This window comes from Roseateles aquae (assembly GCF_032337115.1).
In the GTDB taxonomy this organism is placed as follows: domain Bacteria; phylum Pseudomonadota; class Gammaproteobacteria; order Burkholderiales; family Burkholderiaceae_C; genus Roseateles_C; species Roseateles_C aquae.
Map to the genome: position 1 here is coordinate 130,897 of NZ_JAVXZY010000003.1, position 23,649 is coordinate 154,545.

General features: G+C 67.6%; 27 protein-coding genes. 13 read left to right on the forward strand and 14 right to left on the reverse strand.

What is annotated here, in order from left to right; genetic code table 11:
* Nucleotides 1–62 precede the first annotated feature (62 nt).
* From RQP53_RS09420 to RQP53_RS09435, 4 genes are all read left to right on the forward strand, one after another.
* Nucleotides 63–557 (forward strand): cupin domain-containing protein, encoded by a 495-nt coding sequence (locus tag RQP53_RS09420; protein WP_315650048.1) that lies wholly within the window; start codon nucleotides 63–65, stop codon nucleotides 555–557.
* A 64-nt stretch (nucleotides 558–621) separates the two neighbouring features.
* On the forward strand, nucleotides 622–1,452 hold the full coding sequence (locus RQP53_RS09425) for a helix-turn-helix domain-containing protein (protein WP_315650049.1): 831 nt from the start codon (nucleotides 622–624) through the stop codon (nucleotides 1,450–1,452).
* 228 nt (nucleotides 1,453–1,680) lie between these two features.
* Complete coding sequence (locus RQP53_RS09430; protein WP_315650050.1) at nucleotides 1,681–2,091, forward strand: PRC-barrel domain-containing protein; 411 nt, start codon at nucleotides 1,681–1,683, stop codon at nucleotides 2,089–2,091.
* Between the two features lie 48 nt (nucleotides 2,092–2,139).
* Nucleotides 2,140–2,322, forward strand: coding sequence for a CsbD family protein (locus RQP53_RS09435; protein ID WP_315650051.1), 183 nt, complete (start codon nucleotides 2,140–2,142; stop codon nucleotides 2,320–2,322).
* Nucleotides 2,323–2,442: 120 nt separating this feature from the next.
* Here the strand turns inward: RQP53_RS09435 and RQP53_RS09440 are convergent, their stop codons facing one another.
* The 3 genes from RQP53_RS09440 to RQP53_RS09450 form a co-directional block, all read right to left on the reverse strand.
* Nucleotides 2,443–3,183: a Crp/Fnr family transcriptional regulator gene (locus RQP53_RS09440; protein ID WP_315650052.1), complete on the reverse strand. Its 741-nt coding sequence runs from the start codon at nucleotides 3,181–3,183 to the stop codon at nucleotides 2,443–2,445.
* A 111-nt stretch (nucleotides 3,184–3,294) separates the two neighbouring features.
* Nucleotides 3,295–4,104, reverse strand: a complete 810-nt coding sequence (locus RQP53_RS09445) for a Crp/Fnr family transcriptional regulator (RefSeq protein WP_315650053.1) — start codon at nucleotides 4,102–4,104, stop codon at nucleotides 3,295–3,297.
* Between the two features lie 216 nt (nucleotides 4,105–4,320).
* Complete coding sequence (locus tag RQP53_RS09450) at nucleotides 4,321–5,274, reverse strand: CysB family HTH-type transcriptional regulator (RefSeq protein WP_315650054.1); 954 nt, start codon at nucleotides 5,272–5,274, stop codon at nucleotides 4,321–4,323.
* Between the two features lie 287 nt (nucleotides 5,275–5,561).
* On the opposite strand from RQP53_RS09450, the gene RQP53_RS09455 reads away from it, so the two are divergent.
* A complete protein-coding gene (locus RQP53_RS09455) occupies nucleotides 5,562–6,551 on the forward strand; it encodes a class I SAM-dependent methyltransferase (protein WP_315650055.1) in 990 nt (329 codons plus the stop codon).
* A complete protein-coding gene (locus RQP53_RS09460) occupies nucleotides 6,548–7,012 on the forward strand; it encodes a hypothetical protein (protein ID WP_315650056.1) in 465 nt (154 codons plus the stop codon). Before RQP53_RS09455 ends, RQP53_RS09460 begins: the two co-directional genes overlap by 4 nt.
* 21 nt (nucleotides 7,013–7,033) lie before the next feature.
* Here the strand turns inward: RQP53_RS09460 and RQP53_RS09465 are convergent, their stop codons facing one another.
* On the reverse strand, nucleotides 7,034–8,050 hold the full coding sequence (locus RQP53_RS09465) for a sodium-dependent bicarbonate transport family permease (protein WP_315650057.1): 1,017 nt from the start codon (nucleotides 8,048–8,050) through the stop codon (nucleotides 7,034–7,036).
* A gap of 73 nt (nucleotides 8,051–8,123) precedes the next feature.
* Between RQP53_RS09465 and RQP53_RS09470 the strand changes: the two genes are divergently transcribed.
* The 4 genes from RQP53_RS09470 (at nucleotide 8,124) to RQP53_RS09485 (ending at nucleotide 12,103) form a co-directional block, all read left to right on the forward strand.
* Entirely contained in the window at nucleotides 8,124–9,029 is a 906-nt protein-coding gene (locus RQP53_RS09470) for a LysR family transcriptional regulator (RefSeq protein ID WP_315650058.1), read from the forward strand.
* A gap of 43 nt (nucleotides 9,030–9,072) precedes the next feature.
* Complete coding sequence (locus tag RQP53_RS09475; protein WP_315650059.1) at nucleotides 9,073–9,438, forward strand: GFA family protein; 366 nt, start codon at nucleotides 9,073–9,075, stop codon at nucleotides 9,436–9,438.
* 90 nt (nucleotides 9,439–9,528) lie between these two features.
* Nucleotides 9,529–10,026 carry a NuoB/complex I 20 kDa subunit family protein gene (locus RQP53_RS09480; RefSeq protein WP_315650060.1) on the forward strand — a complete coding sequence of 166 codons (498 nt, stop codon included), beginning with the start codon at nucleotides 9,529–9,531 and terminating at the stop codon, nucleotides 10,024–10,026.
* A 52-nt stretch (nucleotides 10,027–10,078) separates the two neighbouring features.
* The gene (locus RQP53_RS09485; RefSeq protein ID WP_315650061.1) at nucleotides 10,079–12,103 is read left to right on the forward strand and encodes a DEAD/DEAH box helicase; all 2,025 of its coding nucleotides are present in this window, start codon (nucleotides 10,079–10,081) and stop codon (nucleotides 12,101–12,103) included.
* 22 nt (nucleotides 12,104–12,125) lie between these two features.
* On the opposite strand, the gene RQP53_RS09490 is transcribed toward RQP53_RS09485, so the two are convergent.
* The gene (locus RQP53_RS09490; RefSeq protein WP_315650062.1) at nucleotides 12,126–12,401 is read right to left on the reverse strand and encodes an HU family DNA-binding protein; all 276 of its coding nucleotides are present in this window, start codon (nucleotides 12,399–12,401) and stop codon (nucleotides 12,126–12,128) included.
* Between the two features lie 213 nt (nucleotides 12,402–12,614).
* Between RQP53_RS09490 and RQP53_RS09495 the strand changes: the two genes are divergently transcribed.
* On the forward strand, nucleotides 12,615–13,109 hold the full coding sequence (locus RQP53_RS09495; RefSeq protein WP_315650063.1) for a GNAT family N-acetyltransferase: 495 nt from the start codon (nucleotides 12,615–12,617) through the stop codon (nucleotides 13,107–13,109).
* Nucleotides 13,110–13,117: 8 nt separating this feature from the next.
* Here RQP53_RS09495 and RQP53_RS09500 read toward each other — a convergent pair whose 3' ends face one another.
* From RQP53_RS09500 to RQP53_RS09530, 7 genes are all read right to left on the reverse strand, one after another.
* Entirely contained in the window at nucleotides 13,118–13,783 is a 666-nt protein-coding gene (locus RQP53_RS09500; protein WP_315650064.1) for a glutathione S-transferase family protein, read from the reverse strand.
* 119 nt (nucleotides 13,784–13,902) lie between these two features.
* On the reverse strand, nucleotides 13,903–14,679 hold the full coding sequence (locus RQP53_RS09505; protein ID WP_315650065.1) for a hypothetical protein: 777 nt from the start codon (nucleotides 14,677–14,679) through the stop codon (nucleotides 13,903–13,905).
* A gap of 79 nt (nucleotides 14,680–14,758) precedes the next feature.
* Nucleotides 14,759–15,331 carry a hypothetical protein gene (locus RQP53_RS09510; protein ID WP_315650066.1) on the reverse strand — a complete coding sequence of 191 codons (573 nt, stop codon included), beginning with the start codon at nucleotides 15,329–15,331 and terminating at the stop codon, nucleotides 14,759–14,761.
* A gap of 106 nt (nucleotides 15,332–15,437) precedes the next feature.
* Complete coding sequence (locus RQP53_RS09515; protein ID WP_315650067.1) at nucleotides 15,438–15,911, reverse strand: hypothetical protein; 474 nt, start codon at nucleotides 15,909–15,911, stop codon at nucleotides 15,438–15,440.
* 239 nt (nucleotides 15,912–16,150) lie between these two features.
* A complete protein-coding gene (locus RQP53_RS09520; protein WP_315650068.1) occupies nucleotides 16,151–16,675 on the reverse strand; it encodes a GFA family protein in 525 nt (174 codons plus the stop codon).
* Between the two features lie 27 nt (nucleotides 16,676–16,702).
* Nucleotides 16,703–17,212 (reverse strand): hypothetical protein, encoded by a 510-nt coding sequence (locus tag RQP53_RS09525; RefSeq protein ID WP_315650069.1) that lies wholly within the window; start codon nucleotides 17,210–17,212, stop codon nucleotides 16,703–16,705.
* A 301-nt stretch (nucleotides 17,213–17,513) separates the two neighbouring features.
* Nucleotides 17,514–18,407 (reverse strand): DMT family transporter, encoded by an 894-nt coding sequence (locus RQP53_RS09530; protein WP_315650070.1) that lies wholly within the window; start codon nucleotides 18,405–18,407, stop codon nucleotides 17,514–17,516.
* Nucleotides 18,408–18,618: 211 nt separating this feature from the next.
* Between RQP53_RS09530 and RQP53_RS09535 the strand changes: the two genes are divergently transcribed.
* Both RQP53_RS09535 and RQP53_RS09540 read left to right on the forward strand, forming a co-directional pair.
* A complete protein-coding gene (locus RQP53_RS09535) occupies nucleotides 18,619–19,113 on the forward strand; it encodes a GNAT family N-acetyltransferase (protein WP_315650071.1) in 495 nt (164 codons plus the stop codon).
* Between the two features lie 102 nt (nucleotides 19,114–19,215).
* Nucleotides 19,216–20,160: a DMT family transporter gene (locus RQP53_RS09540; protein WP_315650072.1), complete on the forward strand. Its 945-nt coding sequence runs from the start codon at nucleotides 19,216–19,218 to the stop codon at nucleotides 20,158–20,160.
* Between the two features lie 8 nt (nucleotides 20,161–20,168).
* On the opposite strand, the gene rrtA is transcribed toward RQP53_RS09540, so the two are convergent.
* Both rrtA and glnE read right to left on the reverse strand, forming a co-directional pair.
* Complete coding sequence (rrtA, locus tag RQP53_RS09545) at nucleotides 20,169–20,756, reverse strand: rhombosortase (protein WP_315650073.1); 588 nt, start codon at nucleotides 20,754–20,756, stop codon at nucleotides 20,169–20,171.
* Nucleotides 20,753–23,551: a bifunctional [glutamate--ammonia ligase]-adenylyl-L-tyrosine phosphorylase/[glutamate--ammonia-ligase] adenylyltransferase gene (gene glnE, locus RQP53_RS09550; RefSeq protein ID WP_315650074.1), complete on the reverse strand. Its 2,799-nt coding sequence runs from the start codon at nucleotides 23,549–23,551 to the stop codon at nucleotides 20,753–20,755. Before glnE ends, rrtA begins: the two co-directional genes overlap by 4 nt.
* Nucleotides 23,552–23,649 lie beyond the last annotated feature (98 nt).

The following is a 23,649-nucleotide window of genomic DNA, read 5'->3' on the forward strand; positions in this document are numbered from 1 at the left end:
CATACCAGCGCGGCTGAGCGCTTCTTGCCATGCTGGAGGTTCCCCAACTTGAGGAGCGCGCCATGCCCAGCCCATTGAACGAGACCTCGCCTGCTGCCCCCCAGCCCTGCCTGGTGCGTGCCGGGCACAGCCATGAGGGCGCGCCGCTGGCGGTCGGTGCTGACCGCTGGATGGTCAATGTGCCCGCCGCCGCCACCGGCCAGGCGCTCAGCGTGATGAGCTGGCAGGGCCATGCCCCGGGCGGCCCGCCGCTGCATCTGCATCCGGAGCAGGACGAGGTCTTCATCGTGGACGAGGGCGAGTACCGCTTTCAGTGCGGCGAGGCCCAGTTCCTGTTGAAGGCGGGCGACAGCATCTTCTTGCCGCGTGGCGTGCCGCATACCTTCCGCCAGCTCGGCCCCGTTGGCAGGTTGCGCTTTCTGTACACGCCGGCCGGGCAGATGGAGGACTTCTTTGCCGCGCTGTCGCGGCTGGAGGGGCCGCCCACGCCCGAGGCGGCGCATACTCTGTTCGCCGCCCATGGCATGCGTGTCGTCGCGCCGCCGCTTGCCGACTGAACGCTTCATCAGCCCCCTCAGCCCCATCCGCCCGATCAGCCCGATCAGCCCGATCAGCCCGACCATGTCGCCCGTCTTTCATTTCGCGCCGCCCTCGCCAGCGCTGCGCGGCTGGGTGCGGCAGCACCAGGTGATCCGGCTGCGCTTTGCCGGCGGGCTGGCGGTTCCCGTCAAGCCCTACTGGCCCCGGCCTGCCGCGGCGCTGGCCTTCTACCTGCGTGATCCCGAGCAGGTGAGCCTGCTGCCTGGTGCGCCGCAGCGCTGCAAGCCGCGTGCCGCCCTCATCGGTCAGCCCACGGTGGCCACGCTGCGCCAGGGCGGGCTGGATTTCTCGGTGTACCAGATCGAGTTCGAGCCTGGCGCGCTTTACCGCCTCACCGGGCTGCCGCTGGATTCGCTGACCGACGAGTGGCTGGACGCCGAGGCGCTGTTCCCGCCGAGCTTTCGCCAGTTGGTCGACAGGCTGGCCCAGCATGAGGAGCCCGAGCCGCTGATCGCTCATGTCGAGGCCTGGCTCTTGCCTTTGCTGAGCAGCGCGCGCAAGCCGCTGGCGGCGGCGGATGTCGTGGCCCGGCAGCTGCTGCGCGGAGAGGGCGGCGGGCTGGATGCGCTCGCGCTGGCCCACGGGCTGGACGTGCGCCAGCTGCGCCGGCAATTTGCCGCGCGCATGGGCGTGAGCCCGCGGCTGTTCGGCCGCGTCGCGCGTTTTGACCGCATGGTGCGCCTGGCCAATCTCGCGCCGCAGGCACGCTGGCTGGACCTGGCGCTGGATGCTGGCTATCACGATCACCAGCATCTGGCGCGTGACTTCCGCGATTTCACCCGCATGTCGCCCTCGGAGTTTCGGCAGCTGGAACTGCGGGCCCCCGAGCGGCAGTTCGGCTTCCGCGAGTGAGCGGCGCGCGGGCCTGGCGAGGCGGCTGAGCCAGAGGCCGCAGCGCTCGCCATCGGCCTTCCCACGCGTGCGTTTGCGCACAGACCCGCTACCCCGCGCCGCCTAAGGTTCGCGCAGTGCCAGCGAGCCATCAGGCCTGCTGGCCATCTCACCGGGGTACTAGCGCTTGCAAGCTCGATGAACGGCTGCGTGCATGGCCCCGCTTCCATCCAAGAGCAAGGAATGACTATGCAAGCCAATTACGTGACCCGCGACAACTTTGGCATGTATGCCAACAGCGCTTCAGGCCCTGGCCCTTCACTGATGGGTGCCGATACCCTGATGGGCAACGACGTCTACAACAAGAGCGGCGAGGATCTGGGCGACATCAAGGAGCTGATGATCGACATGGCCTCCGGCAAGGTGGCTTATGCGGTTCTGTCCTTCGGCGGCCTGCTGGGCATGGGCGAAAAGCTGTTCGCCGTGCCCTGGGCGGCGCTGGCGCTGGATACCGAGCACAAGCGCTTCACGCTCAATGTCGCAAAAGACGATCTGCGCGACGCGCCGGGTTTTGACAAGGACCACTGGCCGACGATGTCTGACAGGACCTGGGCCAGTGGCGTGCACAAGTTCTACGGCACGGCCTACGCGGCTGACTGAGCCTCGGCGCTGCCAGCCCTCTCAACCTCAACGCAAACAGGTGAAGCCATGAACAAGGATCAAGTCAAGGGCACGCTGAAGCAAGCCGCCGGCAAGGTGCAGGAGACCACCGGCAAGGTGATCGGCAGCACGGATCAGCAAACCAAGGGCATCAAGAGGCAGGTGCAAGGCCGGGTGCAGAAGACGGTGGGCGACGTCAAGCAGGTGGTCAAGGACGCCAGCAAGGGCTAGTGCAGCCTTCGCAGCGCTTGCAGCCTTTGCAGAATTTGCAGCATTCGCTGTGCCGCTGCGAAGAAGCGCACGCCGGGGTGGCCGCAGGATGGGCCGCCTCGGCTTTTCGCCAGGCGCAGATCAAGCCAGTTCTGCCTCGCGCTGCTGGGCGGCCCTGGACCTCAGCCGGGCGTAGGCCTGCTCAAGCACCTCGTAGCATTCGCAGCTCTGCGTCTTCAGGCGCTGTCTGTCCAGCACGCGAATACAGCCGCGACGGTAGCTGATCACGCCGTCCTTCTGCAGCTGCAGCGCGGCGACGGTCACGCCTTCGCGGCGCACGCCCAGCATCACGGCAATGCGCTCCTGCGTGACGCGCATTTCATCGCCGGCCTGCCGGTCCAGATGCTCGAGCAGCCAGCGGCACAGCTGTGGCGCCAGTGCATGGTGGCGGTGGCAGGCCGAGGTTTGCGCCATCTGTGTGAACAGCACCTGCGTGTAGCGCAGCAGCTGCTGCATCGCCGGCTCAACGTCCCGGGCCAGGCGAGCGATGTCGGCGGCCTTCATCCGCCAGGCCAGGCCGGCGCGCTGCACCACGGCATTGCTCAAGGCCTTGCCACCGCCCATGAAGGCACACACGCCGGCAATGCCCTCGCGCCCGACCACGGCGACTTCGATGCAGGCGCCGTCCTGCATCGGTGACACCAGGGAGATCACCGCGGTGACCGGAAAGTAGACGTGGCTGAGCTCGACGCCCGCCTCATACAGGGTGCTGCCCGCAGTCAGCACAACGCTCTCGAGCTGCGCTCGCAGCGCCGCAGCGACGTCGCCGGGCAAGGCGGCCAGCAGCTCGTTGTTCAGCAAAGACGGGTGCTCAGCGCACATGGAATGCCTCCTCGTGGATGACCCGGAGGTCGACCGGAGGCAATTTAGGGCTACGGGGCGCGAGTCACTACGTCGAAAGACACAGGGGCAGCCCCACGCTGTCAGCACCGATCAGACCAGCGGGCGTGGCGCCGGCCGGCCATCGCCGTAGAGGTCGGCCAGGCGCGCCATCGACTTGAGGTCGCGCAGATACAGCCGCCCATTGCTGATCTGGTGCAGCCCGCGCCGCTCCAGCTTGCGCAGGGTCTTGTTGGTGTGCACCAGCGAAAGCCCCAGGCCATCGGCAATATGCTGCTGGGTCAGCGGGAAGGCGATGCCATCGGCCCCCGCGTCGGGCTGCAGCGCGGCGGCCCGCTTGAACAGCAGAATCAGCAGCGACGCGATGCGCTCCTCGGCGCTGCGGCGCCCGACCGAGAGCAGCGTGTCGTCGACCATGGACTCTTCGTGGGCCGTCAGCCAGGTGATGTTGAATCCCATCATCGGGCTTTGCCGGTGCAGCTCCCACAGCGCATCGCGATGGAAGACGCAGAACTGTGCGTCGGTCAGCGTCTCGACGCCGTGGGCGGCCGCATCGCCCATCTTCTGCTGCACGCCGATGAAATCTCCTGCCAGCAGAAAGCTGAGGATCTGCCGCCGTCCGTCGCTGAGCGTCTTGTAGCGAAAGGCCCAGCCTTGAAGCAGGGTGTAGAGCGGCGCATCGGTCTGCCCCTCATGGATCAGCGCCTCGCCAGCGGCCAGGCGGCGCTCCCGCCGCTTGAGCGACTGCACCAGGGCAAGCTCCTCGCCGCTGGGCTCGATGAACAGCGGCAGCGCGCGCAGCGGGCAGTTGCGGCAGGCCGTATCGCCATCGTTGGCCGCTCGCGACGCGGCTGCAGGCACTTGTTCAGGTGCGTCGTCAGTCGCGGGTGTTGAGGCGTCCATCGGCCCAGTGTCGTGCATCTGGGCTTTGAGGGGTGGACCTTTACTGCGCGGCCTGGCACGCCCGGTTTCAATTTGCAGGGCAAGCAGGAAACGTGTTATGTCATGCTGAATTCTTAGGCTGGATGGACCTTGCTTGAATTGAAGAATCGTCGGCCCGCGCTGACATTTGCAGATATTTCCTCACCGGCCGCTCAGGCCAGCCCCTGTTCTGGGGAATCAGGCTGCGATGCGCAGCGACACGCCTTCGCGCAGGTCTTGCACCGCGGCACGGGTCCAGGGCGGGGCAAAGCTCTCGATGAAGGAATAGGCGTAGTCGCGCAGAAAGGCATCGCGACGCAGCGCCAGCCGGGTCAAGTTGTCGGCGAACAGATGGCGGGCATCGAGCGCCGCGAGCTGGCGGTCGCGTTGCTCGTCGTAGGCGATGGCGGCGACGATGCCGATGCCAAGGCCGAGCTCGACATAGGTCTTGATCACGTCGGCATCCATGGCGGCCAGCACCACATTCAACGGCACGTTGGCGGCCTTGAAGGCGGCGTCGATGTGCGAGCGGCCGGTGTAGCCAGATTCGTAGGTGACGATGGCGTAGGCCGACAGCGCGTCCAGCGTCAGCGGCTCGCCCTGGCGCACCACCTCGGCCAGCGGGTGATTGACCGGCGTGAGCACGGTGTGGGTCCAGCGATAGCAGGGAAGGGCCAGCAGTTCGTCGTACTGCGCCAGCGCTTCGGTGGCGATGCCGATATCAGCCTCGCCGTCGAGCAGCAGCTGGGCGACCTGCTGCGGCGAGCCCTGTTGCAGGTGGAACTCGACATCGGGGTGGCTCAAGCGGAAGTCGCGCACCACCGGCGGTAGCGCATAGCGGGCCTGGCTGTGGGTGGCGGCGATGCGCAGCACGCCGCGGTCGGCGCGGGCGAAGTCGTCGCCGGCACGGCGCAGATTGTCGGCCTCCAGCAGCAGGCGCTCGACGATGGGCAGCACCGTGCGGCCCGGCTCGGTCAGGCCGGTCAGGCGCTTGCCGGCACGCACAAAGATCTCGATGCCGAGTTCATCTTCGAGCTCGCGGATCTGGCGGCTGACGCCGGGTTGCGAGGTGTGCAGGGCGGCAGCGACCTCGGTCAGGTTGAAGCCGCGACGCTGCGCCTCGCGGACGGAGCGGAGTTGCTGGAAGTTCATCGATCATCCTGTCCTTATTTGTTTTTCATTCTTGCCGCTGCCACGGCAACTGTCCTCCAAGAAAAAGTGCATTCGATATTCGCTGCGCTGCGAATGAGCATTGCCTCTGGCCGGCATTGCCGCAGCCAAGGAGGTGAGCCCCCTTCCAGCGTGAATGAGCGTCGCCATGCGGGCGCATTTGCAACGGCCTGATCCAGTGCGCCGTGCCAGCGCAGAGTGATGCTCGCCATGAGCGGGGGCGGATGCCTTGCGGGACAATCGGCCGCTGTCTTCAACGCCCTGGTTCAATGCCTGCCGCCCATCTCGCCCCCTTGTTCGATGCCATCGCCCGCCTGCAAGCCGGTGAAGACGTCGGCCGGTTGTTCCATGGCCGCGGCGGCCTGTATCCGGGCTGCGAGCATCTGGCGCTCGATGTCTTTCCGCCGGTCGTTATGCTGACCAGCTTCGAGCCGCTGGACGAGGCGCTGCTGGCCGAGATCGGCGTGGCGCTGCAGGCGCGCTGGCAGGGGCTGGCGCAGGCACAGCCGCTCAGCTGGGTCTACCAGTGCCGGCACGAGGGCCAGAGCGAGACGCGGCTGATGGCCGGCGCGGTGCCCGAGCCGCACTGGGTGCAGGAAGACGGTGCGCGCTACCAGGTGCATCTGCTGCGCGGTCAGAACCACGGCCTGTTTCTGGACATGGCCGCGGGCCGGCGCTGGGTGCGGGCACAGGCCCAGGCCCAGCCCGGCATCAAGGTGCTGAACCTGTTCGCCTACACCTGTGCCTTCTCGGTGGCGGCGCTGCGCGGCGGCGCCAGCCAGGTGGTCAATCTGGACATGGCCAGTGGTGCCTTGAGCATAGGCCGGCGCAACCACGAGGCGAATGGGGAACACGGACTCAAGGGCGCCAGCTATCTGGCCCACGATCTGTTCACGTCCTGGGGCAAGCTGATCCGCGGCGGCCCCTATGAGCTCGTGATCGCCGACCCACCGAGCTACCAGAAGGGCAGCTTCGTCGCCACCAAGGACTATGCGCGGCTGCTGCGCCGCCTGCCTGAGCTGCTGGCGCCTGGGGGTCAGGTCTTGCTGGCGCTGAACACGCCCAAGCTCACTGAGGCCTTTTTGCGCGAGCAGGTGGCCGAGCACGCGCCCTCACTGCAATTCATTGAGCGCCTGGCCAACCCGCCGGCCTTTGCCGATGCAGACCCGGATCGGGCGCTGAAGGTGCTGGTCTACCGGGCGGGGCCACAAGCAGGCGCCGATGGGGAGCCGGCAGTGAACGAGGGGGAAAAGCCATGATGAAGCGACACGCCGCGGCCCTGGGCCTGATGGCAGCACTGCAAGCCTCAACGGGCGTGGCGCAGACTTTTGATGGGCGGCGAGGGCCGATCTTCGAGCAGCCCTACGTCAGCCGCATCCAGGCCACGGCCGCTGCAACGCTGCTGGGCGTGGCGAACGTCGATGAGAGCTTCCTGCCGCTGCATGAGGCGCTGGGCTCGCAGCGCGATACGGCGCTGCCGGCGGGTGTCAGCCGAGAGGGCGAGCGGCTGGTGCTGACTGCTCCCGGCCGCGCGCCACTGCGCCTGAACGACTTCGTCTATCGCGGCAAGGACGACGCCGGCGATTCACAGCGCTTTCATTACCTGAAGACGCTCGCCCGCCATCACCTGCTGGTGGTCGAATTCAGCCACGACCGGCCTTGCTTCATGCTCGTCGATCGGCAGACGCTGAAGGCCTTTTTCGTCGACTACGGGGGCTGAGCCACCGCGTGGCGGCCCCGCTCAGCCTGGCAACCCGAAGGCCTCCGCCATTGCGCGGTACAGCGGGATGCCGACGATCAGGTTGAAGGGGAAGGTCACGCCCAGCGACAGGCCCACATAGACCGAGGCCTTGGCCTCCGGCATCGCATGGCGCAGCACCGCCGGCACGGCGATGTAGGAGGCGCTGGCGGCCAGCACGGCCAGCAGCGTGCCATCGGCCTGCTTGACGCCGGCCAGCCGCGCCAGCGTCAGCGCCAGCAGCGCATGCAGCAGCGGGGCGATCAGTGCGTAGGCAAACAGGCTGAGCGGCTGCGAGCGCAGGCCGCCGAGCTGGCGGGCTGTCAAGAGACCCATATCGAGCAGGAAGAAGGCCAGCAGGCCCTTGAACAGATCGCCGGTGAAGGGCTTCATCGCGGCGGCGCCGCTGCTGCCGGTCAGGAGGCCGATCGCCAAGGCTCCCAGCAGCAGCAGGGTGCCGCCGTCGGTGAAGGCCTCACGCAGCACCGGGGCCAGTGAGTGGTGCGGCGCGCCGCCGCCCAGCGTGGCGCTGCCGCCGGCGCCGATGCTGACCGTCTGCACGCCGCCGGCGGTCTGGCGCCGCACCGCATGGGCGGCGGCGATGGCGATGATCAGCGCCGGCGATTCCATCAGCGCCATGGCCGCGGCCATATAGCCGCCGGCCGGCGTGCCGGCGCTCTCCAGGATGTGGGTGGCGGTCACAAAGGTCACCGCGCTGACGCTGCCGTAGGTGGCGGCCACGGCCCAGGCGTCATGCGGCGCCAGCCGGCGCTTGAGCCATTGCACATCAAGCAGCGGCACCAGCACGGCCAGCAGCACGGCGCAGGCCAGGGCGGTGGCGATGCTGCTGGAAAAGCCGGTCTGCGCCAGCGCGAAGCCGCCCTTCAGGCCCAGGGCCATCAGCAGATAGAGCGAGAGAAAGCGCGACAGCGGCGCCGGCACTTCCAGGTTGGATTTGAGCAGCCCGGCAAAAACGCCGAGAACGAAGAACAGCAGCGCAGGATCGAGGAGGGTATTCATGGGCTGCCATGCTAGGCACAATGAGTCTTCAGGAAAAATCGATTGTTTCGATTGAAGGCATCGAGGAATCTCTATGCATGCAACTTTTCGCCAGCTGCGTCTGCTGCTGGCGCTGGCCGATACCGGCTCGACCACGGCGGCCGCGCGCGCCTGCCATGTGACCCAGCCGACGGTCTCCATGCAGCTGAAGGAGCTGGCCGATTCGATCGGCTTGCCGCTGTACGAGCAGGTTGGCCGCCAGCTCTACCTGACCGAGGCGGGCCAGGCGGTGGCCGATGCGGCGCGGGCGATCGAATCCGAATGGGAAGGGCTGGAGCAGCGCATCGCCGCCTTGAAGGGCATGAGCCAGGGGCGGCTGCGCGTGGCCATCGCCAGCACGGCCAAGTACTTCATCCCGCGCATGCTGGGCCGCTTCTGCGCCAGCCACCCGGCGGTGGACATCTCGCTGCAGGTGCTCAATCGCGAGGCCGTGGTCGAGCGCATGCGGCGCAATCTGGACGATCTCTATGTGCTCTCGCAGCCGCCGGAGGACATCCCTCACGAGCGCCGCGAGCTGCTGGCCAATCCGCTGGTGGTGATCGCCGCCAACGAGCACCCGCTGGCGCGTGCCGGCCGGGTGCGCAGCGCGCAGCTGCAGCGCGAGCCCTTCATCCTGCGCGAGAAGGGCTCGGGCACACGCATGGCCATCGATGTGCATTTCAAGCAGCTGGGCCTCGCGCCGCGGGTGCGCTTGGAGCTGGGCAGCAATGAGGCGGTCAAGCAGTCGGTGGCGGCCGGCATGGGCCTGGGCCTGGTTTCGCGCCACGCGCTGGCCGCCAAGCCGGCCGAAGAGGGGCTGGCCGTGCTGCATGCCGATCGCTTCCCGGTGGCCTCGTCCTGGTCGGCGCTGTGGCTGCGCGGCAAGCGGCTGTCGCCGCTGGCCGAGGAGTTTCTGCGCCATCTGGAACAGCTGGCCGATGGCTGGGAGACACACAGCTGATGGGGCTACAGTCGGCCCAGCACGATCATCCCGGAGGGCTTTGATGGAACACCATGGCAATTGCCATTGCGGCGCGGTCAAGCTGCGCCTGCCCAGCACGCCGGAGACCGGCATCTCCTGCAACTGCTCGCTGTGCCGTCGCCATGGCGGTCCCTGGGCCTATTACGAGTTCGGCACCGTGCAGATCGACGATCCACAGTCGGTCCTGCGCGCCTATGTCTGGGGGGACCGCACGCTGCGAACGATGCACTGCAGCGTCTGCGCCAGCGTCACGCACTGGGAACCGATCGATGGACAGCTGGGTGCGCGCCATGGCGTCAACCTGAGCAACTTCGACCCGGCGCTGCTGGCCAGCGTGCGGGTGCGCCGCTTTGATGGCGCGGACACCTGGACCTTCATTGACGAGTGAGTGGGTCAATGAGTCGCGCACGCGCGCCGGGCGCATGGCGATGTCGCTTTTGTTCAATACGGCGGGCTGCCTTGGCCGCAGCATGGCGCCATGGCTTCGACTCAACACCCCTACACCTTGGAGAGCGACGGCTTTGTGCTGGCCCGCCTCGATGATGCCGTGCGCGCCGCGCAGGGCAACAGCCTCTGGTATTTGACGTTTGGTCTGGCGTGCTGCGCCGTCGAGATGATCCACGCGGCCGCAGCTCGCTACGACATGGAGCGCTTCAGCATGATCCCGCGCGCGAGCCCGCGTCAGGCCGATCTGATGTTTGTCTCCGGCACCGTCACCAACAAGATGGCGCCGGCGCTGCGCAAGGTCTACGACCAGATGTCTGAGCCGCGCTATGTGATCTCGATGGGCTCCTGCGCCAATGGCGGCGGCTACTACCACTACGGCTACTCGGTCGTGCGTGGCGTTGACCGCATCGTGCCGGTGGACATCTATGTGCCCGGCTGCCCGCCAACGGCCGAGGCGCTGATCTACGGCATCCTGCAGCTGCAACGGCGCATCCAGGAAGGGCATCGAGGCGGCTTGCTGGCGCGCTGAAGCGCAGCGCCGGCGCAGCTATAGTGCCGCTCCCTGCATACCCTGCGCTGGCATGAGCCTCACCGAGCTGCGTGCGGCGGTCGAGGCCGAACTGGCCGCGACGCCCGAGTACTACGACTTCAAGGTCCTGCGCCGTGAGCGCGAGGGCGAGCTATGGCGTGTCACGCTGCACAGTGACTATGTGTTCGCCCAGGGCCAGCGGCCCGGGCAGGGCGCGCAGGCGCTGCTGGACGACAGCCTCGATGGCGCCAGCGCCTGGTGGGGCGCACCGGAGCGCGGCGGCGCCCAGGTGCTGGCGGTGCTGGTCGAGCAGGATCAGCTGCTGCTGGAACAGGCCAGCAGCGCGCCACCCGGGCCCGATCAGCTGATCCGCCTCTACCCGCCGCGTTTTCTGCAGCCGCTGGCCGACGCCGCCTGGGACACGCCCTGGGCCGAACGCGCGCTGGCGCTGCGGCCGGCCCTGTCACGTGCCGAGCCGCTGCCCGGCGCGCCGCCGCTCAGCGGCGCGCCGTTTCGCTGGCTGCGCGCGGGCCAGCGCCAGGCGCTGGGGCTGGTGGGCCAGCGTTGTGCCTATCTCTGGGGCCCGCCCGGCACCGGCAAGACGACGACGCTGGGCGTGCTGCTGGCCGAGTATTTGGAGCAGCGCCCACAGGCCCGCGTGCTGCTGATCGCCAGCACGCACACCGCCGTCGATCTGGCGACGCTGGCGGTCGACAAGGCCCTGGAGAAAGGCCGGCGCGAGGCCTTCCGCGCGACGGTGCAGCGACTGGGCTCGCGCTTCGACGCGCAGGCCTATGCCGGCCGCGAGCACCTGATCCCGCGCGGCGATGCGGCGCTGATCACCCAGCTCGCGCGCCACGAGGCGCAGCGGCCATCGGCCAGCGATGCGCAGCGCCTGCAGGCCTGGCGCGAACGGCTGCGCCAGCTGCGTGAGGCCTCGCGTGCCAGCGCCTTGCAGGTGCTGCGTCAGGCGCGCCTGGTCAGCATGACGGCGGCGCGTGCCTGCTTCACGCTGAAGACGCTGCGCGAGCTGAGCGCTGAGGCGGACGAGCCCTTCTTCGACCTGCTGGTGATCGACGAGGCCAGCCAGCTGAGCCTGGCGCAGGCCCTGCTGCTGATGCCGCTGGCGCGCGCCTGGCTGTTTGCCGGTGACCCCGAGCAGCTGGCGCCGGTGCAACGCAGCGAGGACGCGCTGGCACGGCGCTGGCTGGGCCGTTCGGCCTTTGCCGACATGCCGCGCGGTGCGGCGCCTTCGGTGGTGATGCTGGACGAGCAGTCGCGGATGGCGCCAGCAATCTGCGAACTGGTCAGCGAGGTGTTCTACGAAGGCCGGCTGCGCGTGGCCGACGAGGCTCTGCAAAGCGCCAGCTGGGCGCAGGCGCGTGCCCGAGCGCTAGGCGATATCGACGCGCATACCCCGCTGCAGATCATGCCGGTGCAGCGCGATGGCGGCTGGGTGGCCGAGGCGCGCGGGCCGCTGCGGCGCGAGTCGGCCGAGGCAATCGCCACGCTCTTGCGCGCGGCGCTGGACAGCGGTCAATGGCAGGCCGGGGAGATCATCGTGCTGACGCCGTTCCGGGCCCAGCGCGCGCTGATCCGCCGCTGCCTGGCCGAGCAGGGCATTGATGACAGCCTGCGGGTCAGCACCGTGCACAAGGCGCAGGGCAGCGAGGCGGCGCTGGTGCTGTTCGATCCGGTCGATGGCCGCCAGCCTTTCTTGCAGAACGAGGCGGCGCGGCGGCTGATCAATGTGGCTTGGAGCCGAGCCCAGGCCAAGCTGCTGGTGTTCTTGTCGGCCGGTGATGTGGCCTGCCCCTGGCTGGCGCCGCTGCTGGCGCGCCAGCGCCTGGCGGGCGATGCGCGGCCGGTGCTGCCCTTGCAGCAGCTGGCGGCGGCCAAGGACTTCCCGGCTAACGCGATGGGTCAGCGCGTTGCGGCCGGCCGCCATATCGGCGAGGTCTGCCGCGTCAGCCCCGATGGGCGCCAGCTCTGGCTGCTCAATGAGCGCAGCGGCGCTACGCAGCTGATCGACGCTGAGTTCTGGCGGGCGCGGGCGGCATCAGGTACTGTAGCCTGAGCGCGCCCGCTGACGCAGACGCTTAAGCGTTCAGAGCGTCCTTCAGGGCCTTACCGGCCGTGAACTTGGCCGACTTGGAAGCGGCGATTTCCAGCGTGGCGCCGGTGGCGGGGTTCTTGCCGGTGCGGGCAGCGCGCTCGCTCACCTTGAAGGTGCCGAAGCCGACCAGGGCAATGGCTTCGCCAGCCACCAGGGCTTCGCTCACGCTGGCCAGCGTGGCGTCCAGGGCGGTCGCAGCAGCGGCGCGGGTGATGCCAGCCTTGTCGGCAATCTTTTCGATCAGTTCACTCTTGTTCATCGTCAGTACTTCAGTTGCGGCGCTGCGTGGGGCGGCGCCATGTGGGGCAGGCGGGCGCCTGCAAAAGGGCGCGATTATCGCGGCAATCGGCACAAGCGCCGTCCGCAGCTCGATTCGGTGTGATGGCAGGGCTTGCGAGCGTTCGTGACGAACGGCCGCAGCTCGACACCCTGGCACAGTCGGCGGCTGTTCGAATTGCTGTTGTCCCACGCCATGTCTGTCGAGATCCGTCCGCACCAACTGGACGACAAATCGGTCATCTGGAACCTGTTCCAGTTCTATTGCTACGACACCTCGCGCGAGGATGAGGTCGACGTCGAGGCCGACGGCTTCTTCTCGCTGAGCCCGAGCTATTTCGGTCAGTACTGGGAATTGCCGCGCTGGGCGGCGCACCTGATTCGCGTCGATGGCGCGATCGCCGGCTTTGTGCTGATCGAGCCCTCGGACGTCGTGCCCGAGGCGCAGGAAATCGCCGACCTCTTCATCCTGCGGCGCTACCGGCGGCGCGGCCTGGCGCGCGACATCGTCTGGCACTTCCTGGCGCAGCGTCAGACGCCCTGGACGATCACCGTGCTTGACGGCTGGCCCGAGGCCGAGGCCTTTTGGGCCGCGATGCTGGCCGACCCGCGATTGCGTGTCGCCCAACGTTTTTTGGACCCCTATGGCCGCGAGGGCGATGTGCTGTTGCTGGACTACGCGACGAGCTGACTCGGCACTCAGCCCTTGGCGATCAGCGCAGCGCGGGTTCGCTCGTCATCGGCCTTGCGGTCGGCGGCGACCTTTTGCGCCGTTGGCCTATCGCCGATCAGCTTGGCGTAGGCCTTCCAGTCGATGCCGTGCGCGGCCAGCATGTCTTCGCCCAGCACCAGCTTGGTGGCCATGGCCACCAAGGGCAGGCTGACCCAGGCGGCGCAATCGGCCTGCGTGAAGGTGTCGCCGGCCACATAGGGCGCGAACTTGGCGAGGCGCTTGAAGGCCGGGATGTTCTTGTCCAGCAGCTTCTTGACGCGCTCCTTGTTCGCATCGCTGCAGCTGCCGCCGAAGAAGGCCTGGCCGTAAAGCTCGCGGGCGACCAGCTCCAGATGCAGCTCGATGAAGGTGACGAGCTCACGCAGCTTGGCGGCGGCGTAGGGGTCGGCCGGCGTCAGCGGGTGTTCCGGGTAGGCGGCCTCCAGGTAGTCAATGATCACCTGGCTCTCGCACAGCGGCCCCTGCGCCGTCTTGATGAAGGGCACCTTGCCCAGCGGCGTGCAGCTCAGCACCGCCTCGTCGGCCGACTTGGTCAAGATCCGCTCTTCCTCGAAGGGGACGCCCTTTTCCAGCAGGGCCAGCTTGACCTTGTTGTAGTAGTTCGAGAGCGGAAAACCGCAGAGCTTGAGCATGGGAATGGCCTCCTAGGGGAATGGCTGGGAGTCTAGTTCCACGAGCAGGGCGGGTATGGCGCGTGGGTGACAGAAAACGCTGCGCGCGCTTCGCCAGGCACTTGATGCGCGACGCACGTCTAGGGCCGGGCGGGCTGCATCCTCGCGGCAGCCAGTCGCCGCTTGCTGATCACTTGAACGGTGAGAGAGAGGCATGCCGCCAGCATGAACGCGGCTGCGATACCCGCATGCGGCAAGGCCAGCGACAGCGTCAGGCAAAAGGTGGCGAATGAGTAGAGGCCGGTGGCCATGGCGCACAGCAGTGAGGCGACAAAGCCGGCCCCCTCACTGCGCTGAGAGAACACCGCAAGCACCATGCCCAGCACGGGAAACACCGATAGCAAGCCAGACCAGCCGTGCCCCAGCCTGCCTGCAACGGCGGTTACCGCTAACGTCAGACAGGCACCTGCGAGCATTCTTGTGGCCAATTCCGCCGCCGAGACCACATGCGCAGCGCCTGCAGTCGGTGAGGCCGGGAACAAGCGCGGCGCGCCGAGCAGCGTCAGCAAGGCCAGCAACAAGGAAAGACCGGTGCCGGGCGCCAGCCACCACAGGGCACCCGCTGCCAGGCCCCATGCAGACAAGGCGATCAGCAGCGACGGTGGCCAGGCCAGGCGCTGGGCTGCGTGGGCATAGGCCAGGCTGAATGAGACCGACGCAAACACGGCGGACAGCGACGCGGCCGCTGCGCCGGATGCAAAGTCGGCCCCGTGTTCGATGGCCAGGAAGAACAGGATAGGCCCGGCCACCACCGGCAGCCCGGCCAGCCAGCCGGCAACGGTGGGGCCCCACCGGGCCCCGGCCAGGCTGACGAGGAGCAGGAAGCTGGGGACCAGGAAGAGCTTGAGGGCGAGCATGGTTCGATTGGCATTGGGTTGTTTCAACGAGGCACCAAGCGATGCATCACTTGTGAAGCGTAGTGCTCGACAGGCGCTATCACTGGTTCGCCAGCTCGCTCAGGAACCACACAGCAGGCACACCGCGCTCGACATCGAGCTTGATGTTCTCCGCGATGGCTTCGCAGTCGCCAGCGGCCGGGCCGTATTCCAACTCGAGCGCGGCAATGCAGTCGTTGAGCGACTTGCCGTCGAGAAAGCAATCCAAGGCGGGGTCGTCCAAATCTGAGGTCAGCACCAGCCGGGATGCGCCCAGCGCTTTTCCGATCGACTTGAAGGCGCGCAAATGGACCGCGTGAAGTTCGTCGATGGCAAGAAAACCCCGCCATCTTGCTCCGGTGCGAATCATGCCTAGACGATTCCGGATGTCGAGGAAGATTGCCCCGGGTGCCGAGAATGTGAGCTCTTCGATTGACACATCGCCTGCGAGCTCCGAGCGTCGATCGCTGAATGTCCAGGCCTCCTGGTCTGAGTAGGGGGGTCCCACGCTGGACCAGTACGTCCTGACCGATACGCAGCCGGACGTGCTGGGTTCAAGCCTCTCCAGTACCTGGCCGACATCGAGCACAAGGTCGTCGGGGAGTTCGAAAAAGACGTGAATGTTGGTGGCCATTCTTGGCTTGTGATGTTGTGGCGAGTCGGCAGCAGAACGAGGTAGCGGGTGCCGAAGCGCTGGCTATGCAGCATCGCCCGACAAGGATTGGGCGAAGCGCTACAAGTCAGCCCCACAGTCTTGACAGCCATCCCCGCCGATTGGACTGGATGGCTTTGGCCTGACGCTCAGTGGCGGCGGCATGGGCCGCCTTGGCCTGGGCGATGAGTTCCTCGGGAATCGGAGGCAGGTCTGCGTCAAACGGCCCGTGACTTTGTTGTTCGACGCCAGCCCTGAATGTTCGCGACCAGATGTCCCAGTGTTCTTCCCCGGAACCCTTGGCGTAGAAGGTGATGTCCGGCAGTTGCTTTGAGATGGACTCGATCAATGCGATCAGCCCGTAGGACATGACGCCATTGAACGCCGGCTCACCCAGCCAGTTGCGTTCGCAAGACGCGCGCAGATCCTTGAGCACGTCCTCGGACCAGTCCATTTCAGCGATGAAGACACGTGCAGCGTCGATGACCTGCTCGGTGGACAGCGTGCCTTTGGCGTAGTCTGCGTCGTCCCAGTAGAGTGAAAGCTGTGTGTGAAAGCCCATGAATGTGCGCGGTGATCTGATACAGGATTTGTAGGCCGATGGCGCGGCGCCATATTGGAGTCGACACGTCGCCGGCGTGCTGCGGTGACTGGGCACGTTGCGCGGCGCGGCCTAGCTTGAGTGCCGGCGATTGTGGCAGCGTTCACCGCCCCGGAACGGCCACTGGGTGCAGTGTGCTTGGCCTGGGGCTGATGCCTTGGGCGCCCAAAGCAGGGCGCGGGCAATTCGGCTTGAGACCATCACGCCGGATCGTGACGCCGGCCCGCCTGGTAGGCCTCGATGAGTGGAAGGATCGCCAGTCGACGGGCGAGGCTCTCTGCGGGCCAGTAGGCTTCGCGGTCGTAGTACTCGGTCACCGCCGGCGTGCCCGGTGGGAGCACGAGCCAGGCTTGCTTGGATGCTGTGAAGATGTGGATGTCCGGCGGTAGCAGTTCGGGCAGGTCGAGCGTGCCGACGCGGACGAACTTGACCACAGGGCCTGCGCCTGCGTAATGACTCCACACGGCGACCTTGCAGCGTGGGCAGCGGGCGATCTGCTGGCCGCTGCCACTGGCCGACGGGGTGTCGATCAGTTCGGGCTGCTGACCGAGTTCGGTCACGCGATCGGCTTCTATCATCGCGTTGAGCGCAAATGAAGCGCCGGACTCGCGCTGGCACCAGTGGCAGTGGCAGCAGTGAACGAAGAGCGGAGCCGTCTCCATCCGATAGCGAACGGCCCTGCAATCGCAGCCACCTTCGGCGGGGAAGGAGGAATCGCGGTTCATCTTTTCGCCTTTCCCAATGGCTGGTGATCATCGGCCACGTCGCCAGACCTGCCACCACCGACGAACTGCTGGGGCCCGCTTGGATTCGTGAGCGCTTTCCTCGGATGGCAGGCCATTCATGAGGTGGCGGATCGTGAGAAAGAAGCCGAGCACTGAGTCGCCTTCTCCACCCTCCAGTTGTTTGTGAGCCTTGGCGAAGGGGTGCACGATCATGCGCTCGTTGACCTTGACGCCCCAGGCGCCGGTTTGCGCGTCCAGGACCCAGCAGCCGCCATAGGTTTGACGCACGCACTCTCCCAGAAATGAACCCGCTGCGTTCAATAGAACGGCTCTTTGATCTTCGTTCACCATCGCACGGATCCCAGTGAGAAAGCGATCTAGCCAGAGAACGCCTTTCGCGTCGTAAGTGGCGTCTACGTTAAATTGCTCAAGCGCCATCAGCGCGAGGCGTGACGCGTTCGCGAGAATGTCTTGCTCGGTGACTGCGAGATCGGGTGGCGCGCCCTCGTCGCCAAAACCCGTAGTACTGTGGTTCAAAGCCTGCCCATTTTGATTGTCAGTTGGGTGCCGATTGTGGTGCCATCGATGACGCTCACAAGCGCAGGGATTCTCCTGTGGCGATGTCGCTCAGCCTGTGAGGTCCGAGGTCTATGACTCCACGCTAGAACTCGGAACCCATCCATTTGATGGGAGCCTTTTGCCGGGGCGACATCTGCGAGCGCCCCTTCGAGACGCGTCGAGCATTGAGCCTCGTTTGACTCCGAGAAAGGGAGCGTACAGGTCCATGTCAGCGCAGCACTCAAGCCTCCCGGGGGCGGGCCTGCACCAGAGCCGACGCCTATTTGTTCACCAACGCAATCCCCACCGCCAGCCCACCCAGCGCCGCCAGCAGCCTCGGCGTGATCGGCTCACCCAGCAGCAGCGCGCCGGCCAGCAGGCCGAACAGCGGCGTGCTGAGCGTGAAGCTGGCCAGTCGCGTGGCCGGGTAGTGGCGGACGAGCCAGAACCAGGCCAGGTAGCTGACGAAGGAGACGATCACCGCCTGGAAGCCGAACAGGCCGATCAGCCGGGGCGACCAGTGCAGCGGCAGCGGCTCGCCCTGCAGCAGCGCACCCGCGCACAGCAGCACGGCGGAGACGGCGAGCTGGTAGAACAGCGTCTTCTCGGCGCTGGCCTGGCTGAGCCGGGTGGCGCGTATCGTCAGCGTCGTGCCGCCCCACAGCAGCGCAGCCAAGAGGCCCAGCGCATCGCCCAGCCATTGCAGCGGCTGCGCATCGGCATGAGCACCAAAGCCCTCGGCGAAGGCGAAGGCGACGGCGCCGAAGGCCAGGCTCAGGCCGAGCAGCTGGCGCGGCTTGAGCCGCTCGCTGTGGGCGATGAAGGGCATGCCCAGGGCAACGACAAAAGGCGCCAGGTAGATGAACACGACCATCCGCGAGGCACTGGTGAACTGCATGCCATAGAAGATGCAGCCGAACTCGGCGGCGAACAGTGCGCCGACCAGCAGGCCGCTGGCCAGGCTGCCGTCACGCTGCCACAGCGGGATGCCGCGCCAGGCCGACCAGGCCCAGACCAGCAGCGCCGCCAGGCCGGAGCGCAGGCCCGACTGCCAGAACGGGCTGATCTCGCTCATCGCCGCCTTGATGGCCACCTGGCCCAGGCCCCACAGTGCACAACAGGCCAGCAGCAGGGTGACGGCCAGCGCGTCGAGATGGAGCTTGCGTTCAGTCATGTCGGCACGGTGCAGCGAAGCAATGCGGCAAAGCGGTGCAGCGGCACCGGAACTGTGCATTGTGAATGCAGTGCCGAACCAGGCCGGCACCAGTCTGGCGTGGCTGTGCGGATGGCGGCAAGCGCGCTGGGCCCGGGGGGGGGGCGCCGCATTGGCATGGCGCTTGCGTCATGTCCTGCTTGGCCGAACAGGCTTCAAGGACAATCTCTTCATGACATCGAATCCCAAGGAGGCGCTGACGCTGCGCCTTGACGAGCTCAGTGACCCGCGCATTGCCGTGCTGCTCGAGGAACATCTGGCGGACATGTACCGGATCTCGCCGCCTGAATGCGTGTTTGCACTGGACCTGCAGGCGCTCAAGCAGCCCGATGTGCGCTTCTGGACGGCCTGGGATGATGCTGGCGACTTGCTTGGCTGTGGCGCCTGGAAGTGGATTGATGCGACCGGCGAGACGCACGCCGAACTGAAGTCGATGCGTACCACCACGACGGCCCGCGGCCGCGGTGTGGGCCGCGCGATCCTGCAGCAGCTGCTCGCCGATGCGCGCGCCCATGGCGTGCAGCGCATGAGCCTGGAAACCGGCCCGCATGATTTCTTCAAGCCGGCTCACGGTCTGTATCGCGCGGCCGGCTTCGAGGTCTGCGGTCCGTTCGGCGATTACGTCGAAGACCCGCACAGCCTGTTCATGACGCGGCTGCTGGGCTGAGGTTCTGGCTTTCGGCCAGACCTTGCGGCCGCTGGCATGATGCCGGCAGTCGCGGTTCGTCGGATGGGCCGTTTGCCCCCACCAGGCCTCAGAAACGGATCCATGCCCCACGCTGAAAACTCCCGAGGCTCCCAAAGCGCCGCGCCTGCGGGCCTGGCCTTCCTGGCCGCTTGCGGCGTCGGTGTGCTGTGGGGCACGGGCGCCCTGGTCGTCAATGTGCTGGTCGCCCAGTACGGCATCGCGCCGGCCAGCATTTCCTTCTGGCGCTTTGTCGTGGGTGCCTTGGTGCTGCTGCTGGTGTTCGGGCGCCGCCTGTCCTGGCGGCTCTTGCGGCCCCAGCTGCCGACTGTCCTGGGCGCCGGTCTGGCCATGGCCGGCTATGTGCTGCTGTGGTTTCTGGGCATCGAGCAGATGGGCGCGGCGGTGCCGACACTGATCGCGCTGTGCCTGCCGCCGGCGCTGGTCACGCTGCTGGCCGTGTTGCGTGGCCAGGAACGGGCGGATCTGAGTCTGCTGATGATTCTGGGTAGCGCGCTGGCCGGCACCGTGCTGATCGTTGCCCAGCATGCGCCGCAGGCGGCGGGGGCGGCGGGGGCGGCGGCAAACAGCATGACGCTGGGCGTGCTGTTCTCGCTCGGTTCGGCCTTGCTGTATGCCGGCTTCTCCTTGGTCAGCGGGCGCCTGTCGGTGGCGCTGGGCGCCGGGCCGGCGGCAAGCTGTCTGACCGTGGTGGCGGCCGCGGGCATGGGCTTGTCCAGCCTGTACCGGCCGCTGGTCTGGCCCACCGATGTGCCGCCGCAGGCCTGGTATCTGTACCTTGGCGTCGTGACCGCAGCGCTGGCCCTGCTGGCGTTCAGCTGGGGCGCCGCTCGGCTGAAGCCGACGGCGCTGACGGTCGCGACGCTGCTGGAGCCGCTGACGGCCGTCGTGCTGGCCGCCGTGCTGCTGGGCCAGCCCTTGCGGCCCAGCCAATGCGTGGGGGGCGCCTTGCTGCTGCTGAGCCTGTTGGCGCTGGGGCGGCGCACGGCTGCTGCGCCGCAGCACTGAGCCAAGGCTCAGCCCTTGCCGAGGCCGAGCCCCCTCACGAGCGCGGCGCTGACCAGCGCCGCCAGCACGCCGCTCAGGTGGGCGAAGGGAGCAATCAGGATGTCCCAGTCCTCGCGCGCCTGCAGCAGCGGGCCCAGCGGGTCTTCCAGGTAGAGCTTCACCAGCAGGCCGACGAGGATCAGCGCACCGATCAGACGTTCGCGGCCCCGCCGCACCAGCAAGGTCAGCACGATCAGCATCACACCCGCATGCAGCACGCCGGAGAGCCCGGCATAGTGCTGCAGCGCAGGTCGGGCGAGCAGGCCCAGCTGGGTCAGCGGCCAGGCCAGCAGCCAGGCCAGGCAGGCCCGGGGCGGCATGCGGATGGTCCAGCCCAGCAGGGCCAGCACCGCACAGCCGGCCAGATTGGCCAGCAGGTGCTGGGCGCTCAGGTGCAGCAGCGCGGCGCTGAAGCTGCGCCAGGGCTCGCGCATGGCCAGTGCCGCTTGCCAGTCGATCGCGCTGGACCAGGCCTGCGGCAAGGCCCAGGTCGCCAGCGCGAGCAGGGCCAGCAGGGCGGCCAGCAGCGGCCAGCAGGCGCGCGCGGCGAGCTTCACGCGGCCGGGAACACCGCCTGCCACAGGGCCAGCACCGCCGCGCGCAGCGGCGCAATGCCCTGGGCGGCCTGCCCGGCCTCGTCCAAGGCTGTGCTTTGTTCATCGAGCCGGGCCCGGTGCTGAACGCGGCGCAGCTCGCGGTAGGCATTGGCCGCCGCCGTGCCCACGCCGGCCGGCAGCAGGCCTGCGCCTTCAGCGCGCTGCAGCAGCGCGATATTGCCGGCATTGGCGAGCAGCTCGGGATGCTGGCGCGAGTGGGCCAGGATCAGGTATTGCAGCGCAAACTCGGCGTCCATCATGCCGCCGGGGCTGTGCTTGACGTCGAACAGCCCGGCGCGCACCGGCCGTGCCGCCCGCACCTTCTCGCGCATGCTCTGCACCTCCTGGCGCAGCGCCTCGGCATCGCGCTCGGCCGTCAAGACCTGACCCCGCACCGCCTCGAAGCGGGCCGCCAGGCTGGCGTCGCCGGCACAGAAGCGGGCCCGGGTGATGGCCTGGTGTTCCCAGGTCCAGGCGGTGTTGCTGCCGCGGCCGGTCTGGTACTTCTCGAAGCTGGCCAGCGAGGTGACCAGGAGGCCGGAGTTGCCATTGGGGCGCAGCGCGGTGTCGATGTCGAACAGCTCGCCGGCGGCGGTGCGCAGCGTCAGCCAGGTGATCAGCTTGCGCACGAAGGCGCCGTAGATCTCGGTGGCGTTGTCCTGGTCGGTCTCGTCCTCGTCGTCGAACAGGAAGACCACGTCGAGGTCGCCGCCATAGCCGAGCTCCTTGCCGCCCAGCTTGCCATAGGCGATGACGGCAAAGCGGGGCTGCTCGCGGTGCTTCTGGCGCAGCCGGTCCCAGGCCCAGCCGATCACGCATTGCAGCGTCGCATCGGCCAGCGCCGAGAGATCGTCGGCCACCTGCTCGACGCTGATGCGGCCCTCGACATCGCGCACCAGCGTGCGGAACACCTCGGCATGGTGGGCGCGGCGCACGCTGTCCAGCAGCGCTTCCTCGTCGGCCTCGCCGTGGCGGGCCCAGGCATCGTGGCGGCCCTGCAGGTCCTCGATGAAGGCGGCACCGTCAAAGCGTTCGTGCAGCAGCCGGGTGTCGGCCAGCTCGTCGATGACGCCGGGATGCTGCATCAGATAGCGCATTGGCCAGCGCGCCAGGCCCAAGAGGCGCAAGAGCCGTGTCTGCACCGCCGGGCGCTCGACCAGCAGGGCCAGATAGCTTTCGCGGCGCAGCAGCGGCTCGACCCAGTCGACGAAGCGCAGCGCCGCGTCCATCGAGCATTCGCCCTCGCGCACGCCGATGGCGGCGCGGCCGACCAGCTTGGCCAGGCGCAGCCGGGATTCCTCGCGCAGGTTCTGCACGCGCGGCTGCTGGGCCCAGCGGCGCACCGCCTCGGCCAGTTGCTCGGGCAGCTTTTCCAGGAACTCGTCGGCATCGATGGGCAGCGCCGGGCCGCCGCATTGGCCGCCCTTGCAGCCGCCAGGCTTGGGGGCCTGGCCATCGTGCAGCAGCGCATCGAACTCGGTGGCGACCAGCTCGCGCACCTCGCACAGCTTGTCCAGCAGCTGGCAGGTTTCCTGCGAGCAGATCAGGCCCATGCTGCGCGCGATCCAGGCCAGGTCTTCGTCGGCCGCGGGCAGGCAGTGGGTCTGCTGGTCGTCGAGGAACTGGATGCGGTGCTCGACGCGGCGCAGGAAGTCGTAGGCCTCGACCAGCTTGTCGGCGGTGGCCGGCTTCATCAGCCCGCGGGCAGCCAAACGGCCCAGCGCCTTGACGGTGGAGCGGGTGCGGATCTCGGGGAACTGGCCGCCGCGCACCACCTGCAGCAGCTGCACGGTGAACTCGATCTCGCGGATGCCGCCGCGCGACAGCTTCACATCATTGGCCCGCTCGGGCCGGCCGGCGGCGCGGCGCTGGGCCTCCTCGCGGATCTTGCGATGCAGCTGGCGCAGGCCCTCGAACACGCCGTAGTCCAGGTAGCGGCGGTACACAAAAGGCGTGACCAGTGAGCGCAGTTGCAGCACGCGGGCCGGCGGCTGCCCCGGCGGCGTGGCCTCCACATCGAGCTGCTGCGGCGCCACCACCCGGCTCTTCAGCCAGGCAAAGCGCTCCCATTCGCGGCCCTGGACGAGGAAATACTCCTCCAGCATCGCCAGGCTGACCACCGGCGGGCCCGAGTTGCCATTGGGGCGCAGCGCCAGATCGACGCGAAACACCTGGCCGTCCTCGGTCACATCGCCGATCAGCGCATAGAGCCGCTTGGCCACCTGAGAAAAATATTCGTGGGCGCTGACCTTCCTGGGCCCGTCGGTCTGGCCTTCGTCGTCGTAGGCATAGATCAGGTCGATGTCGGACGACACATTCAGCTCACGGCCGCCCAGCTTGCCCATGCCGACGACCCAGAACTCGATCACCTCGCCCAAGGCGTCGCGCGGCGGGCCGTTGATCTCATCCTGTTCGGTGCGGGCCTGGGCCAAGGCGGCGCACAGCGTCACCTCGGCCAGCGTGGTCATCGCCTCGGTGATGGCCTTCATCGGCGCGGCCTGCTCGATGTCGTGTACCGCCAGCCGCTCCAGCACCAGATGGCGAGCCACCCGCAGCGCCGAGGCCAGCGGCCGGCCCTGCACCTGCAGGGCCGCAATCAGCGCCTGCATCGCGGCGCGATCGGGCAGACCCAGAGGCAGCAGGCTCAGTTCGGCCTCGTAACGGCGCCGTATCCTTTGTACGAAACGGCTGTGACTGGCGGCAGCGGCCGGTGCCGGCGGCACAATGGCGGATGGGTGTTGGGAATCGCTGTTCATGCGTGGCTGCCACAGGCAGAACAAAGGGCTGTGCTAGATTTCCTGCCACCCCGCGGGTGACGGGCAGGCGTGCTGACATGGGCACAAGGCTTGGTGTA

Coding starts and splice junctions, on each gene's coding strand:
- RQP53_RS09440 (WP_315650052.1), bottom strand. CDS start 3,183: ATGTGCGCTGAGCACCCGTCTTTGCTGAACAACGAGCTGCTGGCCGCC.
- RQP53_RS09465 (WP_315650057.1), bottom strand. CDS start 8,050: ATGAATACCCTCCTCGATCCTGCGCTGCTGTTCTTCGTTCTCGGCGTT.
- RQP53_RS09480 (WP_315650060.1), top strand. CDS start 9,529: ATGGCTTCGACTCAACACCCCTACACCTTGGAGAGCGACGGCTTTGTG.
- RQP53_RS09510 (WP_315650066.1), bottom strand. CDS start 15,331: ATGGCCACCAACATTCACGTCTTTTTCGAACTCCCCGACGACCTTGTG.
- RQP53_RS09455 (WP_315650055.1), top strand. CDS start 5,562: ATGCCTGCCGCCCATCTCGCCCCCTTGTTCGATGCCATCGCCCGCCTG.
- RQP53_RS09470 (WP_315650058.1), top strand. CDS start 8,124: ATGCATGCAACTTTTCGCCAGCTGCGTCTGCTGCTGGCGCTGGCCGAT.
- RQP53_RS09505 (WP_315650065.1), bottom strand. CDS start 14,679: ATGCTCGCCCTCAAGCTCTTCCTGGTCCCCAGCTTCCTGCTCCTCGTC.
- RQP53_RS09425 (WP_315650049.1), top strand. CDS start 622: ATGTCGCCCGTCTTTCATTTCGCGCCGCCCTCGCCAGCGCTGCGCGGC.
- RQP53_RS09485 (WP_315650061.1), top strand. CDS start 10,079: ATGAGCCTCACCGAGCTGCGTGCGGCGGTCGAGGCCGAACTGGCCGCG.
- RQP53_RS09535 (WP_315650071.1), top strand. CDS start 18,619: ATGACATCGAATCCCAAGGAGGCGCTGACGCTGCGCCTTGACGAGCTC.
- RQP53_RS09515 (WP_315650067.1), bottom strand. CDS start 15,911: ATGGGCTTTCACACACAGCTTTCACTCTACTGGGACGACGCAGACTAC.
- RQP53_RS09460 (WP_315650056.1), top strand. CDS start 6,548: ATGATGAAGCGACACGCCGCGGCCCTGGGCCTGATGGCAGCACTGCAA.
- RQP53_RS09530 (WP_315650070.1), bottom strand. CDS start 18,407: ATGACTGAACGCAAGCTCCATCTCGACGCGCTGGCCGTCACCCTGCTG.
- RQP53_RS09520 (WP_315650068.1), bottom strand. CDS start 16,675: ATGAACCGCGATTCCTCCTTCCCCGCCGAAGGTGGCTGCGATTGCAGG.
- RQP53_RS09450 (WP_315650054.1), bottom strand. CDS start 5,274: ATGAACTTCCAGCAACTCCGCTCCGTCCGCGAGGCGCAGCGTCGCGGC.
- RQP53_RS09540 (WP_315650072.1), top strand. CDS start 19,216: ATGCCCCACGCTGAAAACTCCCGAGGCTCCCAAAGCGCCGCGCCTGCG.
- RQP53_RS09430 (WP_315650050.1), top strand. CDS start 1,681: ATGCAAGCCAATTACGTGACCCGCGACAACTTTGGCATGTATGCCAAC.
- RQP53_RS09490 (WP_315650062.1), bottom strand. CDS start 12,401: ATGAACAAGAGTGAACTGATCGAAAAGATTGCCGACAAGGCTGGCATC.
- RQP53_RS09445 (WP_315650053.1), bottom strand. CDS start 4,104: ATGGACGCCTCAACACCCGCGACTGACGACGCACCTGAACAAGTGCCT.
- RQP53_RS09475 (WP_315650059.1), top strand. CDS start 9,073: ATGGAACACCATGGCAATTGCCATTGCGGCGCGGTCAAGCTGCGCCTG.
- RQP53_RS09420 (WP_315650048.1), top strand. CDS start 63: ATGCCCAGCCCATTGAACGAGACCTCGCCTGCTGCCCCCCAGCCCTGC.
- RQP53_RS09500 (WP_315650064.1), bottom strand. CDS start 13,783: ATGCTCAAGCTCTGCGGTTTTCCGCTCTCGAACTACTACAACAAGGTC.
- RQP53_RS09435 (WP_315650051.1), top strand. CDS start 2,140: ATGAACAAGGATCAAGTCAAGGGCACGCTGAAGCAAGCCGCCGGCAAG.
- glnE (WP_315650074.1), bottom strand. CDS start 23,551: ATGAACAGCGATTCCCAACACCCATCCGCCATTGTGCCGCCGGCACCG.
- RQP53_RS09495 (WP_315650063.1), top strand. CDS start 12,615: ATGTCTGTCGAGATCCGTCCGCACCAACTGGACGACAAATCGGTCATC.